Genomic DNA, 17,380 nt, shown 5'->3' on the forward strand with positions numbered 1-17,380 from the left:
CTTACCAAACCAACATAGGAAAATTTAGTTTTATAAACTACAAAAAATAAAAAGTAGCAAAAATTTTATAAGTAATGTAAATCACAAAGTTAAGTTGCACTTTCCTGAATATTTTACACTGGTTAACATTGCTTTGTTGCACCTAAAATTGATCCCTAATAGCTTATGCTGCGTTTTGTGTAGTTTTTAGCCAAAATATCGAAAATTTGAAATAATTGTGACTGTAGATATAAAATAGCGCCGTTTTGCCAGTCTACCATTGGCTATTTTGGTTTTGCTGTAAAAATCACTAAAAATCATCAGGGTCAAATGTCTGGTATAGAACCGGGATAAAACTTGGAGTTAGAGGTTATAAATCTATTACTGAAATTTCCTCTAACTGATTTCTATGACAGTTAGCATTTAGATAATTTGTTTGTCGCACAACTCAATGACTCAATTAAAAAGGAAATAAGGAATCATGAAAACATTAGTCAATGTACCACACCAATCAGTTATCGGCGAAATTGAAACTGTTTTGGATACATATCCATATCACCCTTATCAACAAGCTTTTGCAAATCCTGACTTACGCCAAGAGCTAATTACCTTCGTTCTCAATCGCCTTCCTAGCTTCTACAGCAGCATTTCTGAAGAGCAAATCCCGCTTTTAAACTATAAGTTACCTCGCAATTCCTTTGAGCAGGAACTACACCTACAAAGTTTAATTCACCAAGGCATTTGCTCAATAATTCAAGAAAAAACCGACTCGATGAACAATCAGCCACAGGAATTAGTTCAACCAGTTTGTGAACCTGCTAACTGGTTTGGTTAATATTTAGATTTCTCAGAAGTTCTTTGATATTTAAGCTCTGTCCACAACTAAACTTTGTGGTAAGGGCTTTTTTTTTGCTAGGCTTTTGCGATGCATCTCTTTACGCATCCTACACGTAGTGTGCTGCCCAGCACAATTTATACGACTTTCAATGAATAAAACCAATGAACCTATTTACCATTTTTTGACAATGCATAAGTCCTATAAGAATAGACATTTTGCCAAAAATCTAATTTATTATTTGTAACTACAGATAAATACCAATAAATTATCTGCGTTTATCTGTGGTTTGATTTTCCTAAAATAAACTTTTGCCAGAGGTCTAATAATTTAGGGCTGGTATAGAATATTAATAGATGATCTGGTGAAATATAAAAAATGTCAACAGTCAAAGTTGAAGTCCAACTATCTTCTGAAGAATTGCTTAAGGCGGTTGAACAGTTAAGCCATGCAGATTTAGAGAAATTTGTATCTCAAGTCATATCCCTGCAAGCACAACGTAAAGCTTCTAGGTTACCAGCAGATGAGGCGGAATTATTAATTAAAATCAATCAAGGTATTCCTTCTGATATTCAAACAATTTATGATAAATTGATTACTAAAAGACAAGCAGAAACTCTCACAACTGAGGAGCATAGGGAGTTATTAGGCTTAACTGAACAGATGGAAAAATTGCAAGCACAACGAATTGAATATTTAGCAGAGTTGGCGCGTTTACGTGGTATTTCGCTAACTGTGTTGATGGAAAACTTAGGAATTCAGACACAGATTTATGTCTGATAACAGAGTTACAGTGCAACAAAAAAAGGCTGTTTTTGAACGTGCTAAGGGATGTTGTGAGTATTGTCGAAGTCAAGCACGTTTTGCTATTCAACCATTTTCAATCGAGCATATCATACCCAGAAGTCAAGGCGGAAAGACTTCACTGGATAACTTGGCTTTGTCTTGTCAGGGTTGCAACAATCATAAGTATAACAAAACTGAAGGTAGGGATATTTTAAGTGAAAATTTTGTGTCGCTATATCATCCACGTCAACAGCGATGGAGTGAGCATTTTGCTTGGAATGATTATTTTACAGTAGTTATTGGGTTGACTCCCACAGGACGCGCTACAGTAGAAACACTACAATTAAATCGAGAAGGTGTAGTTAATTTACGGCGGGTATTATATGATATTGGGGAACATCCCCCGGCTGAGTCGGATAATTAATACAGCAAATTGCAGGTAAATGAGGCGAGTACGTCCTGAATATGTGTAATCCAGAAATTGGTGGTTACATTAATTGGCTACATAAAAATGAAAATAAAAGTCCTCTCTACATAACTTAATAAACTAAATTGCCATCAATTTCAAATAATAACTCACCAAACTCACGTACAATCATATCCTTCCACAAGTACCTGTCTCATTAAGAAATGAACACAATAGCAAACTATTCACCATCAAAACTAAACTATTACCTGATATTTACCGCTCTAGCGATGTTTCTCATGTTCCCCGCAAAAGTAAATGCCTGTGCGTGTTGTGCAAATGCAGGTACATGGTCAGAAAGTTCCCAAAAAATTAGTGATTATGAATTTAACGAAATCAATCGTTTGCAGTTTTCCCCAACCGCCAAAGTTAACCAAACTCAAAGGGGTGAGAATGTCGGGATATCTTCAAACTCAACCAATTACACTTTTTCAGTAGTCAAAAATCAACGCCGCTGGAATTTACAGTTTAAAGACGAACAAGGAAAAACCGGAATCTTAACTTTAACTATTCCCAGCAACGCAGTTTCTTTCGAAACAGATTTGTACGATAATAGTCAAGGTGGAGGCGGTGGCCCATTACTCTATAAAGAATTGCGTTTAGAAGGTAAAGTTTCAGGAAATGGTATCTTCACTAAAGGGATAACCCCTGATACAAAATTTCGGTTGGTATTACAAGGCAGAGGAAATAATTGCACTTCCGCCGAAAACTTTAAAACGTGGAATTTACAGGTTTTTGGTTCCCGTGCTGATTACTCATTTCGTGGTTCATTTAAACCGTAAATTTTTATTCTTTCATTTGACAAAAAAAGCAAATTTATTTTAAAAAATGCTTGGGAAATCTTAAAATTGAAAGAGAAAACATCTTTCCTCTCCTACAAATGTAGAGACGTTGCATGCAACGTCTCTACTCCTCATTACAGTAATACCAATTTTATGTGAGGCTGCACAGAATGATAAAATCAATTTAATTATCCATCTTTATCTGCGTTTATCTGCGTTTGTCTGCGGTTAATTCTTTTTCATATCTTATTCTATGCAACTTCATATCAATTTGGTATAACACTCATTTAGGCTATAATTTATCTATCTCTCCATAACCCCCACCACCGGGAGTTTCAATTACAAACATATCTCCCGCGTTCATTTCTACTATTGCTTTACTTCCTAATTCCTCCACAGTTTTATCACTCTTCTCAACATAATTTTTACCAACTTTACCTGCATCGCCACCAACCAAACCAAAAGGTGCAACCACGCGATGATTTGACAAAATACCCGCTGTCATTTTCTCTAGAAAACGTAAGCGACGAATTACACCATTTCCCCCATGATGTTTTCCTTCACCACCACTATTGGCACGAATTGCAAAATTTTCTAAAATTACAGGAAAACGCCATTCTAAAACTTCGGGATCTGTTAATCGAGAATTTATCATGTGTGTCTGAACGGCATCTGTACCATCAAAATCTGCACCTGCACCAGAACCACCGCGGATGGTTTCATAATATTGATAGCGTTCATTCCCAAATGTAAAATTATTCATTGTTCCTTGGGAAGCTGCTAATACACCCAATGCACCATATAAAGTATCGGTAATGGCTTGGGAAGTTTCCACATTTCCCGCCACCACAGCAGCAGGATAACGGGGATTTAACATACAACCAACTGGATTGATGATTTCTAAAGGTTTCATACACCCAGCATTGTGTCGCCATAAGTTGCAATCAACGCTTGCACACTTTCACTCATGGAACCGAGATGGACGGGAATATGGGGCGCATTTGCGACTAATTGCCCATAACCATCAAAAATTGCACAGGAAAAATCTAGCCTTTCTTTGATATTGACTGAAGAACTGGTATTTTGTAATGTGATGCCCATTTGTTCAGCGATCGCACGAAACAAATTATTGAAAATCTCCAACATCACCGGATCAGGGCGATTTTGGCTGTTAAATGCGAGATTTTGGCTTTTGCTCTGTACAACCGCAACACGTTTTAAAATGAGATGGTTGCGTGCAGTTAACTCCACCTGCCAATGGGGTTCAATCACGTTCGTACCAGTCGCTTCCACAATAATTGCTGGGCCAGAAACAGAATCGCCTGGTTGCAAATCTTCCCGCTGATAAACTGGCGTATTCCACCATTCTCCAGCCGTATACATCTGCACCGTAGCAATCGCCACAGGCCCAGCATAAGGATGGATAAACACCTGCTTCATTCCCAAAGCATCAGCAATTAAACAAGCGTGTTGCCCGCCCGCGCCGCCAAAACAACACAAAGTATATTCAGACACATCATAACCGCGCTGGAGAGAGATTTTTTTAATCGCATTGGCCATCTTATCAACTGTGATCGCCGGGAATCGGCGCATTATTCCCAGAAATGCCCAAAATCTCCCGAATTCCCTGAACTGCTGCATCAGAATAGCGATCGGGATTTTCAGACAACAGCTTATGAATCACCAACTCCCCATCCGGGCGTCGCGCCACAATATCAGTGAATGTCCCCCCGCGATCAATCCAAAATTCCCAATTCATTGTCGATTCCACCCTCTCAAGAAATTTCTGGCATAGATATATAGCAATCTTATTTGATTTGCTTTCTACTGAGAGACTTAGATCCCCGACTTCTTCAAGAAGTCGGGGATCTTTTTATTCATATTGGTTCTGAATTCAATTACCTCCACAATCCCCACCACAACCATATCTTCTCTTGTTCCAGCTTCGATATAGTCACCCAACAAATAATAGTTTTCAAACAAAATAAAAAATCCACAAATCACAGCATTAATCAGTGTTTCTGCCCCAAAACAATCCCTGTACTCACAATACCTGCTCCTGCTAAAATTGGCGTGGTATCAATGTCAATTACCTTGAAAATACTCCTTACAGCACTAAAGTAAATTAGGGATTTAAAAAAAAACGAAATCCAGGTATAATTGTCTCTCGTCTCTGTTTTTGCAAATCAGTTAAACTTACATTTTTCACGAGCAATACTATTGAGGAATGTAGAACCTTTGCAGACTCAGACTATGAGCCTAACAATCAGCGAATGTCCGAATAGTAGAATGTATGGTGCATAATCCTAGTTGGCATTTGTGCTACCACTAGAGTTATTATTTTAAAATAATCAGGTGTACACCATATCGACTAACCAAATATTCCTTTGGCAAAACAGCATGACAAACATAAAATTACAATGGTTTAAACAAGCTTTTCAAATTAGAGGCTCAGTCCTTTCAGCAATTTATAGACGAGTTTTATGGGGTGGTGCTTTTGGTTTCTTCGTTTCAATACTTTACCATTTTAAATTGCCAGTATCTCAACCTATTTTAGGCAGCGTTATCCCCAGTATTGTTTTAGGTTTATTACTGGTTTTTCGCACGAATACAGCTTATGAACGCTTTTGGGAAGGTCGAAAATCCTGGGGTTCTATAGTAAATAATATTCGCAATCTGGCGCGGCAAATTTGGGTATCTGTTGAGGAAGTTTCTCCTGAAGATAGATACAACAAAATTGCTGCATTAAACTTATTAGTAGCTTTTGCTGTAGCCACTAAATTACATTTACGGGGAGAACCTGTAGATAGTGAGATAGAAGAATTAATGTCACCCTCTAAGTATATCAAGCTGAAATTGATGAATAATCCTCCTCTAGAAGTTGCTTTCTGGATTGGAGATTATTTACAGCAACAGTATAACCGTAATTGCCTAAATAGCTACCAGTTAGCATCCATGCAAGAATTATTGAATAATCTGGTGGATAATTTAGGATCTTGCGAGCGGATTTTAAAAACACCCATACCCCTAGCCTATGCTATTCATCTTAAGCAATTGTTATTACTTTATTGTCTCCTGCTACCTTTTCAAATGGTGGAGAGTCTCGGTTGGTGGACAGGTTTAATTGTTGCTTTAGTTAGTTTTACTTTATTTGGTATTGAAGCCATCGGTTTAGAAATAGAAAACCCCTTTGGTTACGACGTCAACGATTTACCCCTAGATACAATTTGCAATACTGCCAAGCGCAATCTCAACGATTTAATCAGCCTTACTCCCAGCACGCAAAAATCTGTGAATTATGAATTATGAATTATCAAACACCAGGATAATTCTCATTCATAATTAGTCTAATCCTAATTTACCACCCCTAAACAAATATCTGTAAGCAAATATCAGCCCTGGAGAGGACGCCAACAGACAGGAATTACATGAATGCAACTGCTGAGTGGATCTATGGTTGGCACTTGTGCTAATTATAGAGTTAATATTTGTACATAATCAGGTGTTCACTCTGTCGGTTCACTACAGATTCCGTTTAGGGTAACTGCAACATGTCTGAAAAATTACAATGGTTTCAAGTAGCTTTGCAACTTAGAGGCCCGGTATTGACAGCTATTTCTCTCCGAGTTTTACTGTGTGGAAAATTTGGTGGTATTGTTTCTATACTCTACTATTTTGAGCTACCTGTATCCCAACCGATTTTAGGAAGCGTTATTCCCAGTATTGTTTTAGGTTTATTACTGGTATTACGCACAAATACGGCTTATGAACGCTTTTGGGAGGGCAGAAAATGCTGGGGTTCTATAGTAAATAATGTCCGAAATCTAGCGCGGCAAATTTGGATATCCATTGATGAAATCACCCCAGAAGATAGAGAGCAGAAAATTTTAGCCTTGCGGTTATTGGTAGCTTTTGCAGTGACAACAAAATTGCATTTACGGGGAGAAAACATCAACAAGGAGTTAGAAGAATTGATGCCATCTTCTAAATATCACAAGCTCAAGGGTATGAATTTTTCTCCTCTAGAAGTAGCTTTCTGGATTGGAGATTATTTACAGCAGCAATACAATAGAAGCCGGATAAATATCCACCAGTTAACAGCTATGCAAGAATTATTGAATAATCTGGTGGATAATTTAGGAGCTTGCGAACGGATTTTAAAAACACCGCTGCCAGTAGCTTATGGGATTTTGCTTAAGCAATTATTGTTACTATATTGCTTTCTACTACCATTTCAAATAGTAGAAAATCTCAATTGGTGGACAGGTTTAGCTGTTGCTTTAGTTGGGTTTACTTTGTTCGGCATTGAAGAGATAGGGTTAGAAATAGAAAACCCCTTTGGCTATAATTCTTACCACTTGCCCCTAGATACAATTTGCAACACAATAAAACGTAATATTAGCGATTTAATCAGCCTTACCCCCAGCGCACAGTCATATACAAAAAATATATGAATCAAGTATCCGTAACCAGTAATTTTTCTAGTATTGAAAATACTTCTTGAATAAATTTCTCATATTTTTCTAAGTCTTTGCTCAGTACTTCTGTCAAGTTGAAATAGGCAGATATTATCGGCTAAAACTTTGCTGATGCTTGAATGCTGAAAACTAACTCAATATTCATAAACTTCTAATGCCAATTTCTAACCCCTCGCATACACCTGTGAGAAAATCTAAATTTAATGTAGCAATCGTGTCGCTGGGTTGGTGATAATGCGGATTTCGCAGGAAAGCTGTATCTGTCACCATAATTGCTGGATAACCCGCATCCCAAAAAGGAGCATGATCACTTAGCCTGGTTTGGGGAACTATTAAACCTTTATTGGGTGCTGGTAGCCACTGACTAGATACACCAGCTTTGCGAATACTCCGACTCAGGCCAATTAAATCACCCAATGTCCGCCAATTCCCAATTAAAGCGATAAAATCGCCACGATTTGGGTAAAAGCGTTCTAAAAAAGGTGGGTAACTTTGGGAACCAGGAGTAGAATCGCAATAGCCCAGCATTTCTAAAGACATCATTAAGCGTAGGGGTTGCTGTTGTTGGCGCAATAGGTTTACATAATCAGTACTACCAAGTAAACCGTATTCTTCCATGTCAAAAGCCACCAGTCGTAAGGGATATCTAGCAGGAACGGTAGCAAACTTTCTGGCAAATTCTAACAAAACTGCTACACCTGTGGCATTATCATCAGCTGCTGGGGTTCCAGGTACGCCATCATAGTGAGCACCAATTAAAATAGGTGGTAAATCCCGCTTTTGGCCTCTAGCTTGGGAAGGTAAATTTAAAATGAGATTTTTGCAGGTTTTGCCCCTAACTTGAAAGGTGTGGATTTCCACACTTCCCCATTGGACAAATTGTTGGCGAATGTATTCTTGGACAAAAAAGTGTCCGGCTGTCGCCATGTAAGGATCGCGTTCCCGCGCGATCGCACTCAGATGAGTTTGTAATCGCTCTTTTAAATTCAAATGTTTAAACTATTATTTATTCGCAATCGCAATGTTTTTCAGGACGGGGGCAAGGGCAAAGCAGGTGTTATCAGTCTGAATTTTTCATTGGTCATATCTTGTGAATCAAGGTACTGGAGTACAAGATTTGCAGCTACTTCGGCACACTCAACCATTGTCAATGTTATCCTAGACTTGCAAGTAGCTCCTCAAGCTTCTATTCCGACCCTTCCTGCCTTGATGATGAGTATTATACCATTGAGGAGGTTTCATCATTTAGCACCAAGCTAGAGGTAGTTCCGCCCAATGATCATAAATATATAAGACACGCTAGGAGAAGAGTAACGCATGGGCAAGGTAGTCGGCATCGACTTGGGTACAACCAACTCAGTAGTCGCCGTGATGGAGGGTGGCAAGCCGGTGGTGATCGCCAATGCCGAAGGAATGCGAACAACCCCCTCAGTCGTTGGCTTCAGCAAAGAAGGCGAAAGGGTAGTTGGGCAAATGGCACGACGGCAAACCGTCCTGAATCCTCAAAATACTTTTTTTTCAGTCAAACGCTTTATTGGGCGGAAGTATGGCGAACTTAGTCCAGATTCTAAGCGTGTACCCTACACTATCCGCAAAGACGAAGTGGGGAATATTCGAGTTGCCTGTCCCCGTCTCAATAAGGAATTCGCCCCAGAAGAAATTTCGGCTATGGTTCTCAAGAAATTGGCAGACGATGCCAGTCGTTACTTGGGTGTACCAGTGACGGGGGCAGTGATTACTGTTCCTGCTTATTTTAATGATTCTCAGCGGCAAGCAACGCGGGATGCGGGGCGAATTGCTGGGTTGGAGGTGTTGCGGATTCTGAATGAACCGACTGCGGCATCTTTGGCTTATGGTTTGGATCGGGGTGATACGGAAACGATTTTAGTATTTGATTTGGGCGGTGGCACTTTTGATGTGTCGATTCTGGAGGTGGGTGATGGGGTGTTTGAGGTTAAAGCCACCAGTGGAGATACGCAGCTTGGTGGTAATGATTTTGATAAAAAAATAGTGGATTGGTTGGCAGAGCAATTTCTAGAAGCGGAAGCTGTAGACTTAAGACGCGATCGCCAAGCTTTACAACGTCTAATGGAAGCGGCAGAAAAAGCCAAAATAGAACTTTCTGCTGTCAGCGTCACCGATATTAACTTACCTTTTATCACCGCCACTGAAGATGGCCCCAAGCATTTAGAAACTCGTTTGACGCGATCGCAGTTTGAGGGTTTGTGCGGTGACTTGGTAGGGCGGTTGCGGACTCCAGTCAAAAGGGCACTGAAAGATGCTGGTCTTTCACCCGCAGATATTGAAGAAGTTGTCCTAGTTGGTGGTTCCACCCGCATGCCAATGGTCAAGCAGCTAGTGCGAGACTTGATTGGCACAGAACCCAACGAAAACGTCAACCCCGATGAAGTGGTAGCCGTGGGTGCAGCGATTCAGGCAGGTATTCTCGCTGGTGAACTCAAGGATGTGCTGCTTTTGGATGTCACGCCCCTATCTTTGGGATTGGAAACCATCGGCGGCGTCATGAAAAAACTGATTCCTCGCAACACAACCATACCAGTACGCCGTTCTGATATTTTTTCTACGTCGGAAAATAACCAAAACACTGTGGAAATCCACGTAGTCCAGGGCGAACGGGAAATGGCAGCAAATAACAAGTCATTAGGACGTTTCAAGCTGTATGGTATTCCGCCAGCGCCACGGGGTATCCCCCAAGTCCAAGTATCATTTGATATCGATGCCAATGGAATTTTACAGGTTACAGCCCTAGATCGCACCACTGGACGAGAGCAAACCATCACAATTCAAGGCGCGTCTACCTTGAGTGAGTCGGAAGTGAATCGGATGATTCAGGATGCCCAGAAATTCGCCGACGTTGACCGGGAACGGAAAGAACGGGTAGAAAAGCGCACTCGTGCTGAGGCGATGATTTTACAAGCAGAACGACAACTCAGAGAAGTAGCGCTGGAAATGGGGATGCAGTTCGCCCGTAACCGCCGCCAAAGGATTGATAATATTTGCCGAGAACTGCGTGAGAGTTTACAGCAAAATGACGATCGCGGGATTGACCAAGCTTACGCTGACCTGCAAGATGCTCTGTATGAGCTAAACCGGGAAGTCCGCGAGTATTATGCTGAGGATGAAGAAGAAGATTTGTTTGGAACTATCCGGGAAATCTTTACTGGTGACAAAGAACGGGAACGGGATCTACCAAGAGATACATATCGAGAACGGGATGCCTACAGCAAGGATTATGGTAACAAGGACTATAGCAGGGACAGTCGTTCCTCCTCCTATGACAGCCGTCCTGCACGCAAACCCCGTCCCAGCTACCAAGATAACTGGGATGATGACGACGATTGGTTGTAGTAGTTGCCAATTCAATGCCAGGATTTTAGATTTTGGATTGAATATCTTGAATCTAAAATCCCAAAGCCAAAAATGACAGTACCCATTACCAAAATCTAAAATCTAAAATCTAAATTTAAATAACTAACTATGCAAAATTTGCAGAACTTTCGCGATTACTATGAGATTTTGGGAATTTCTAAAGATGCCTCTAGCGAGGAAATTAAAAAGGTTTATCGGCGGTTAGCAAGGCAATTTCACCCCGATCTGAATCCAGGAAATAAAGAAGCAGAGGAAAAATTTAAGGTGATCGGTGAGGCTTATGAAATCCTTTCTGACCCAGCTAAACGGGCGCATTATGACCAATTTAGCCGCTACTGGAAGCAAAAAGGCTTTGCAGGTAACAAAACACCAAAGTCTAAAGATTGGGAAAATCGCTCTAACGGTCGTAATGGTAATGACGTAGATCCTAGCCAGTTTTCTGATTTTGAAAGCTTTATTAATCAAGTAATTGGTGTTAGCAGTCGCAAAGAAACTAGAAATCCGGGAAGTAGCACTACTACCGATCCATTTCGCGCCCCCAGAACGACAAAAGTTGAATACACAGTTAACACCCCACCCCGCGCCACCCGTCGAGATATCGAAGCCAGGTTGACTTTGCCACTAGAAAAAGCTTATCAAGGTGGTAATGAGCGCATTCGTTTGGAAGATGGGCGATCGCTAGAAGTGACTATGCCCCCAGCTATGGTAACAGGTCAAACCATCCGCCTGCGAAACCAAGGCATTGGTGGCGGCGATTTGTACTTAAAAATTACAGTCGAGCCTCATTCTTTGTTTAAGCTAGAAGGGGCAAATATCTTTTGTCTGGTGCCTGTGACTCCCAGTGAAGCAACTTTAGGCGGACAGGTAGAAGCGCCAACTCTCGATGGCCCGGTGAAAATGACAATTCCCCCAGGTGTTAGGTCTGGTCAAAGATTTCGCCTCTCTAATAAAGGCTACCCCAGCGAAAACGGTAAACGTGGCGACCAATTAGTAGAAGTTCAGATAGTTACACCTAAAAATATTAGTCCTGAAGAACGGGAACTTTACGAAAAAATTCGGGAAATTGAAACCTTTAAACCCCGCGCTGATTTAATTTAATTACCCGTTCACGAAATCAAACAATATTATAGTGAAGGTAACTATAGTTACTACTTAGGCACTTGTGTACTCTTGCCATGCCTCTTACCTTCACCTTTTCCCCCAGCCAAAACCAAACCTTTGAACTGCGTTGCGATTATGGTACACGCTGTTTAGATACTCATGAATTAGGTTAAACAGTGTAAAGAAAATTACTATTCCCAAGAAGACGATGATATAAGAATATTGCGAGAAATTGGACGCAAACTATATTCCTGGTTAGATGGGAAAGAAGGATGGTTACGTCGAGCATTAAGTGAAAGCGCAGATAAAAGAATATATTTAGATTTAATTAAAACCAGTGAAGCACAGGGTTTAAACTCAGAAACAAAGCCTGTAGCCTTGGGTTTAGCGCATTTGCCTTGGGAATTATTACATAATGACACAGACTTTTTACTGAATGTTTTACCAGTCAGGAAAGTCAAACAAGAGAATAGCAGTATTTTGGGTGAGCAAAATCGCCCATTGCGGCTGTTATTTATGGCAACTTCTCCAGAACATCCAGGTATTGCCTTATTACAATTTGAAAAAGAAGAAACAAATATTCTCCAAGCGACAAAAGACCAGCCTTTAGCCTTAGTTGTGGAAGAAAGCGGTTCGGTTGCAGAATTAGGTAATTTAGTCAACTCCTACGCTGAAGATTATTTTGACGTGTTCCATTTAACGGGACATGGCGTAATTTATACAAATGCAGCTTATGGTGGTTATTTGCCCCCAGGTAAGGAAATTGAAGAACATACCCCCTGTTTCATCACAGAAGATGAACTGGGAAATATGGCATTTACTACCGTTGATGATTTAGCAAAAGCCTTTAAAAACAGATTCCCACGAGTAGTATTTCTTTCCGGCTGTCACACCGGACAAATTGCCAATCAAGGTACAGTTCCCTCAATGGCTGAAGCATTGGTAAAAGCCGGGGCGGCTGTGGTTTTGGGCTGGGCGCGTCCCGTTTTTGATCGCACAGGTATTATTGCAGCACAGACACTTTATCAAGCTTTAGCGACGGGAGAAACCGTAGAAGCAGCAGTCAAAGCCGCACAACAAGAGATGATTGCCCAAAATCGCAGTGATTGGCATTTATTAAGGATTTATCGGGATACGCGCTTAATTGCCAAACTGGTAACTCCACTGAATACCAAAAAGCGGGAGAAACTGAAATTTAACCCACCAGAAAACGAATTTTTAGATGAAAATAACATCGTTAAAGTTGCCAGTCGGGGGGAATTTGTCGGGCGCAGACGTGCCTTGCAGCGTGGTTTAAAGGCTTTACGGCAAACTGGCGACGAAATTGGGGTATTTATTGCGGGAATGGGCGGTTTAGGTAAAAGTTCCTTAGCTGCGCGGTTGTGTACACGGGTACAGTCCCAACGGGATAATTTTCAGCGGGTGGTATTAATTGGGCCAGTGGATGAAATCAAGTTAATTGGTAAACTGGCGAGTAAGTATGAAAGGTTTTCTGGCGTACCTGCGTTGTTAAATGATCCAAATGTTCCATCTTTGAAAGGGCGGTTACAGAATTTTTTTGAACACATTGAAGACGAATTAGATCAGCCTTTATTGTTGGTTTTGGATGACTTTGAGCAGAATATTCCTGAATCCAACATTGCAGATGGTAGTTTGCGGATGACTACAGATGCTTATCGAGTTTTAGAGGCTGTGTGTGCAGCTTTGGCAGAAAATCAAGCCGAAAGTCGGTTAATTGTCACCTGTCGCTATTTGCAAGCAGACACATTACCACCCCATAGATTACATTTGGAAACTTTAGCGGGGATGGGTGAAAGCGATATTGAGAAAATTTATCGCGGCTGGGATAGACAAATTCAGCTACAAGCCAGAACACAGAGAATTTCCAAGATTGCATCTCGGAACCCCCGCTTATTAAAGTGGTTGGTAGAGGTATTGCAACAACCAGGTTTAGCAGCAGATGAGTTGTTAACTAAGTTGGAGAATATAGAGTTAAAGTTTCGGGAAAATATTCTGGCAGAAACTTTGTTGAGTGGGTTGAAAGAAGAGGAAAAAAAGTTGCTGGCTAGGTTGAGTGTGTTTCACTTGCCGGTGCAGAGGGAAATTATTGAAAACCTCTATTTTACAAGTGTAGAGACGTTTCATGAAACGTCTCTACATTCCCTGACAAGTCTGAGTTTGGTGGAATCAGCGACGGTATATGCCGGGCAAAATGTTGAGTATCGGGTGACGACAATTTTAGCACCCCTACTGCAACCGCTATTAACTGAAGCCGAATGGCAAACAACACGCCAAGCAGCAACTAGAACAATTTATCAAACTTGGTGGGAAGAATCAGATAAGCGTAATGAAGAACAAGCAAGAGAAATTGTCAGGTTAGCAGTGCTGGCACAAGAACAAGAAATCGCGATGACGGTGGGAGATATAATCGCAAATCGTTGGGTGAATACTAGCCGATTTCGGGAAGCGTGGGAACTATGCCAAGAAATTCTCCAATTAGGGGAAGATTACCGGATTTTAGGAACTATTGCCAGGGCGGAAGAAACGTTGGGTTTTAATTCAGCCTTGAGTCATTTTCAACAAGCTTTAAAACTTTGTCCAGAGAATGATTTAAAAGAAAAAGCTTCCATCCTCCACAACATGGCAAATTTAAAAGCAACACAGGGAGACATAGCTGCGGCTTTGGCTCTTTTCCAGCAATCTTTAGAGATTACCGACAACAGCATCAACTTTGTCCAAGGAAAAGCCGCTACACTTCATGCAATGGCAAATTTAAAAGCGACACAGGGAGATATAGCTGGGGCTTTGGCTCTTTACCAACAATCTTTGGAGATTACCAATAGCATCAACGATGTCCAAGGTAAAGCCGCTACATTGGCAAGTATGGCAAATTTAAAAGCGACACAGGGAGATATAGCTGGGGCTTTGGCTCTTTACCAACAATCTTTGGAGATTATCGACAGCATCAGCGATGTCAAAACCAAAGCCAGTATACTGCACCAAATAGCAGGTTTAAAAGCCACACAGGGAAATATAGCTGGGGCTTTGCCTCTTTACCAGCAATCTTTGGAGATTCACCAAAGCATCAACAATGTTCAAGGGAAAGCCACTACACTGCACAACATGGCAAATTTAAAAGCCACACAGGGAGACATAGCCGGGGCTTTGCCTCTTTACCAGCAATCTTTGGAGATTCAGGAAAGTATCAAAAATGTCCAAGGGAAAGCCGCTACACTGCACAACATGGCAGGATTAAAAGCGACACAGGGAGACATAGCTGGGGCGATCGCACTTTACCAGCAATCTTTGGAGATTCACCAAAGCATCAACGATGTCCGAGGGAAAGCCGCTACACTGTCAAATATGGCTTATTGGGAAGGGCAAAGGGGAAATAAAACCCAACAGTTAGAACTTAATCTGCAATCCGCCCAATTACTCGCGCAAGTCAGCGCTTATTTCAATTTACGGCAGGTTCTGAAAAATTTAGGTGTAGCTGCGGAAACCAACGGTATCATCTACCTTGCCCAAGCTGTATGGTTGTGCCTGCGGATTCAAGTACCTTTGCATAATACTGTCAATACCGTGGAAGCCATGTACTATAAACTACCCCAAGGTAATGAAATGCAAGGTTTGCTGGGTGCAACGGCGATGTTTTTCTGTCAGATGCGAGGGGGTGAGCATCCACAGTTAAAGGAATTGGAATATCGTAGTTTGAAGATTTTATCAGGTGCTGCATCTGACCAAGGTATTGAAACCCAAGAAGCCTTTGATGCTTGGTTTGTGGAGGAACAGTTGAGTGATCCTCAATACTTTATCCCGCGTCTCAATCAACAGATAGAGGCAATTATTGGGGATGGGTGGGTGTTTGATCCTGGGGAAGTCTAAATCAGGATTTTCTGGATTTGAGGATTTTCAGGATTAAGATGAGGATGTAACCAACAATTATTCGTTACTAGATGTATGTTGGGTTGAACAAGGTTTACTGATGTTAACGTGACATACTCCCACACCTCAGCAAGCTGTAGGTGTGGGCTTCTCAGGGACTCCCGGTATCCCGTCGGACATTAACTGAGCTTTGTTTATACTGCACGAGATGCCCCGACGCACAGTTGAACAAGTACAAAAATTGTTCTAGCCTTTGTACTGTCAGAGTTTTACCTACCCACAGAAGGCGACACAGAAGTGTCTGTTACTGGGTAGAACCCCATACTCTGAGTTGTCAAGGTACAGCTTAGAGATGACCAGCATTTATGCCTACAGCACGCTCCGCGAACTGCTTTGCCATCCACTATTATTGTAATGGAAATATCATTACAATGCCAATGGTAAAAGTAAATTTAAATGTCCGCGTAGAGCAATTGGAGATGGAAATATTAGAGCAATACGCAAAACAAGCAGGAAGAACCAAAACAGATATTATTCGTGAATATATTCGGAATTTAAATGTTCATTCCTCATCGCCCAACAACACTGATTAAGCTGCGCTTAATGAAAGCTCGTTGGGCAATTCGTCACTCACGCGTATTCATCTCATCACCTCCCTATCGGCTAGGTGAGAGGCTTCTACTGTTTAAGCTAAAAATATATCCCCACCAGCTTGCAGCTATGACCGTAACCCAAAATATTGAACCCGGTTTAGATGTAATATTTCCTCCAGGAAATATAGAAAGTTACGAACCACCCTTAGAATCATCTCTACATCTACAACAACTGCTTCTACTAATTAAATGCCTAGATTGGTGGTGGCACGATATAAATAAATTTAATAACTATTTTGCCGCAGGTAACATGAGTGTTTACTATAGTCCTCGGCAAATTAAAACCAAAGACTTTCGTGGGCCAGATTTTTTCTTGGTGTTGGATACAGAAAACAAACCGCGTAACAGTTGGGTAGTTTGGGAAGAAGGCGGTAAATATCCCAACTTAATTATAGAATTGCTTTCTCCTTCCACTGCGGCCACTGACAAAGGTTTGAAAAAACAAATTTATCAAGATATTTTCCGCACACCTGAATATTTCTGGTTTGATCCTCAAAGTTTAGAATTTGCTGGTTTTATCTTGCTTGGTGGTACATATCAACCTATAGAACCAAATCCTCAAGGTTTATTGTGGAGTCAGCAGCTAAATTTACACTTGGGTGTGCATGAAGGTAAGTTGCGTTATTTCACCCCAGAAGCACAGTTAATGTTGACACCAGAAGAATACGGGGTACAAGAAAAAGAACGTGCAGAACAAGAAAAAGAACGTGCAGAACGTTTAGCGGCAAAACTAAGAGAATTGAATATTGACCCTGAGAGTTTATAAGTAAAGTAAGCTGTTGCGCTTTTAATGGTCTGTATTTTCTTCATCCAGAAAAACTTGTTCTATATCTTGTGAACCGTGCAAGATACGCACAATCTCAATTCCTGCTTCTATAGCGATCCTAAATTAGATGTGTTCGCGGAGCGTGCCGTAGGCATCACATCTCTTTTTTCTCTTCCTCTGCGACGGCAGTCGCTACAACGGGGGGAACCCCCGCAACGCGCTGCCTCCTCTCTGCGTCTCTGTGGTTCGTTAAAAAAAT

General features: G+C 41.1%; 14 protein-coding genes and 1 pseudogene. 11 read left to right on the plus strand and 4 right to left on the minus strand.

Annotated elements, in window-relative coordinates; translation table 11 throughout:
• The first annotated feature begins 460 nt into the window (after positions 1–460).
• The 4 genes from CYLST_RS05265 (at position 461) to CYLST_RS05280 (ending at position 2,848) form a co-directional block, all read left to right on the plus strand.
• On the plus strand, positions 461–814 hold the full coding sequence (locus CYLST_RS05265; protein WP_015206671.1) for a hypothetical protein: 354 nt from the start codon (positions 461–463) through the stop codon (positions 812–814).
• Positions 815–1,192: 378 nt separating this feature from the next.
• Positions 1,193–1,594: a hypothetical protein gene (locus CYLST_RS05270; RefSeq protein ID WP_015206672.1), complete on the plus strand. Its 402-nt coding sequence runs from the start codon at positions 1,193–1,195 to the stop codon at positions 1,592–1,594.
• Positions 1,587–2,024: an HNH endonuclease gene (locus CYLST_RS05275; protein ID WP_015206673.1), complete on the plus strand. Its 438-nt coding sequence runs from the start codon at positions 1,587–1,589 to the stop codon at positions 2,022–2,024. The genes CYLST_RS05270 and CYLST_RS05275 overlap by 8 nt, the downstream gene beginning before the upstream one ends.
• A gap of 206 nt (positions 2,025–2,230) precedes the next feature.
• Positions 2,231–2,848 carry a hypothetical protein gene (locus tag CYLST_RS05280; RefSeq protein ID WP_041232967.1) on the plus strand — a complete coding sequence of 206 codons (618 nt, stop codon included), beginning with the start codon at positions 2,231–2,233 and terminating at the stop codon, positions 2,846–2,848.
• 292 nt (positions 2,849–3,140) lie between these two features.
• Here CYLST_RS05280 and CYLST_RS33100 read toward each other — a convergent pair.
• The 3 genes and pseudogenes from CYLST_RS33100 to CYLST_RS35745 all read right to left on the minus strand — a co-directional run.
• Positions 3,141–4,432 (minus strand): annotated as a pseudogene (locus CYLST_RS33100) (hydantoinase B/oxoprolinase family protein); the annotation flags it as partial.
• Positions 4,413–4,607 (minus strand): hydantoinase/oxoprolinase N-terminal domain-containing protein, encoded by a 195-nt coding sequence (locus CYLST_RS05290; protein ID WP_041232968.1) that lies wholly within the window; start codon positions 4,605–4,607, stop codon positions 4,413–4,415. The pseudogene CYLST_RS33100 and the gene CYLST_RS05290, both read right to left, overlap by 20 nt.
• A gap of 77 nt (positions 4,608–4,684) precedes the next feature.
• Complete coding sequence (locus tag CYLST_RS35745) at positions 4,685–4,852, minus strand: mechanosensitive ion channel domain-containing protein (RefSeq protein ID WP_245587466.1); 168 nt, start codon at positions 4,850–4,852, stop codon at positions 4,685–4,687.
• 396 nt (positions 4,853–5,248) lie between these two features.
• On the opposite strand from CYLST_RS35745, the gene CYLST_RS05295 reads away from it, so the two are divergent.
• Together CYLST_RS05295 and CYLST_RS05300 are read left to right on the plus strand one after the other, a co-directional pair.
• A complete protein-coding gene (locus CYLST_RS05295) occupies positions 5,249–6,157 on the plus strand; it encodes a bestrophin family protein (protein WP_015206675.1) in 909 nt (302 codons plus the stop codon).
• 242 nt (positions 6,158–6,399) lie between these two features.
• The gene (locus tag CYLST_RS05300) at positions 6,400–7,302 is read left to right on the plus strand and encodes a bestrophin family protein (protein WP_015206676.1); all 903 of its coding nucleotides are present in this window, start codon (positions 6,400–6,402) and stop codon (positions 7,300–7,302) included.
• A 165-nt stretch (positions 7,303–7,467) separates the two neighbouring features.
• Here CYLST_RS05300 and CYLST_RS05305 read toward each other — a convergent pair whose 3' ends face one another.
• Complete coding sequence (locus CYLST_RS05305; RefSeq protein ID WP_015206677.1) at positions 7,468–8,316, minus strand: M28 family peptidase; 849 nt, start codon at positions 8,314–8,316, stop codon at positions 7,468–7,470.
• Positions 8,317–8,643: 327 nt separating this feature from the next.
• Between CYLST_RS05305 and dnaK the strand changes: the two genes are divergently transcribed.
• The 5 genes from dnaK to CYLST_RS05335 all read left to right on the plus strand — a co-directional run bounded on the left by dnaK (position 8,644) and on the right by CYLST_RS05335 (position 17,121).
• Positions 8,644–10,695, plus strand: a complete 2,052-nt coding sequence (gene dnaK, locus CYLST_RS05315; protein WP_015206678.1) for a molecular chaperone DnaK — start codon at positions 8,644–8,646, stop codon at positions 10,693–10,695.
• Between the two features lie 129 nt (positions 10,696–10,824).
• Complete coding sequence (locus CYLST_RS05320) at positions 10,825–11,814, plus strand: DnaJ C-terminal domain-containing protein (RefSeq protein ID WP_015206679.1); 990 nt, start codon at positions 10,825–10,827, stop codon at positions 11,812–11,814.
• Between the two features lie 225 nt (positions 11,815–12,039).
• The gene (locus CYLST_RS05325) at positions 12,040–15,702 is read left to right on the plus strand and encodes a tetratricopeptide repeat protein (RefSeq protein ID WP_015206680.1); all 3,663 of its coding nucleotides are present in this window, start codon (positions 12,040–12,042) and stop codon (positions 15,700–15,702) included.
• A gap of 365 nt (positions 15,703–16,067) precedes the next feature.
• Entirely contained in the window at positions 16,068–16,295 is a 228-nt protein-coding gene (locus CYLST_RS05330) for a ribbon-helix-helix domain-containing protein (protein ID WP_157162529.1), read from the plus strand.
• Positions 16,296–16,422: 127 nt separating this feature from the next.
• On the plus strand, positions 16,423–17,121 hold the full coding sequence (locus CYLST_RS05335; protein ID WP_041232970.1) for a Uma2 family endonuclease: 699 nt from the start codon (positions 16,423–16,425) through the stop codon (positions 17,119–17,121).
• The last annotated feature ends 259 nt before the right edge of the window (positions 17,122–17,380 follow it).

It is taken from the genome of Cylindrospermum stagnale PCC 7417 (assembly GCF_000317535.1).
GTDB classification, from domain to species: domain Bacteria; phylum Cyanobacteriota; class Cyanobacteriia; order Cyanobacteriales; family Nostocaceae; genus Cylindrospermum; species Cylindrospermum stagnale.